The organism is Methylobacterium tarhaniae (assembly GCF_001043955.1).
Taxonomy (GTDB): domain Bacteria; phylum Pseudomonadota; class Alphaproteobacteria; order Rhizobiales; family Beijerinckiaceae; genus Methylobacterium; species Methylobacterium tarhaniae.
On the sequence record NZ_LABZ01000370.1, the window covers coordinates 1 to 640 of the forward strand.

The 640-nt window shown below is 74.4% G+C and carries 1 protein-coding gene; it reads right to left on the reverse strand.

What is annotated here, in order from left to right; translation table 11 throughout:
• Positions 1-133: 133 nt before the first annotated feature.
• Entirely contained in the window at positions 134-571 is a 438-nt protein-coding gene (locus VQ03_RS31245) for a hypothetical protein (protein ID WP_053078796.1), read from the reverse strand.
• Positions 572-640 lie beyond the last annotated feature (69 nt).

The window sequence follows — 640 nt, forward strand, 5'->3', positions numbered from 1 at the left end:
GGCGGGCGGGCTCGCCGCGGGGAGCGGGAGGGCTGGATGCTGGGATCATCGGGATCTCTCGGGGCAGGATCTCTCGGGGCAGGATCCTTTGGGGCAGGATCCCTCGGGACAAGATCCCTTGGGGGTTGACGAATCAATAGGAGCGGCGTGCGCCCGGGATCGGCGGCGGAACGACGAAGACCCCGCCGGGCGCGGCAGGCGGGACGATGCCCGGCCCGTAGGGATTGTAGGGATTGTAGCCGTAGCGGTCGTCCCGGTCCCGGAACCGGTCGTCCCGCCAGCGGCCCTCGGCGTCGCGGCGGTCGCGCTCGCTCCAGTCGCGGTCGCGGTCGCGGCGCCGGGGCAGGATCTCGTCCGGGTCGGGGCGATCGAAGTCCCGCCGGGCCCGGTCGCGGCGGTCGAGATCCCGCGGACCGTCGTCGTCGCCGAAGCGCGGGCGGTCGCCGTCGCGCCGGCCGAAATCGTCACCGGAGCTGCGCCGGGTCGGCGGGCGATCGTCGTCGCTCCACTGCGCCGCGGCGGGACAGGCGGAGAGGCCGGCGAGCAGGGCCGCGGCGAGCAGGGTTCTCATAGGGCGGGCGGTCCTCGGGGGGGGGAAGGCGGCCCTTGGGTAAGACGACCGACGGGCCGGGTTCAATCA

What these genes read in the sequence shown, in the direction of transcription:
- VQ03_RS31245 (WP_053078796.1), bottom strand. Translation starts at nt 571, where the DNA reads ATGAGAACCCTGCTCGCCGCGGCCCTGCTCGCCGGCCTCTCCGCCTGT.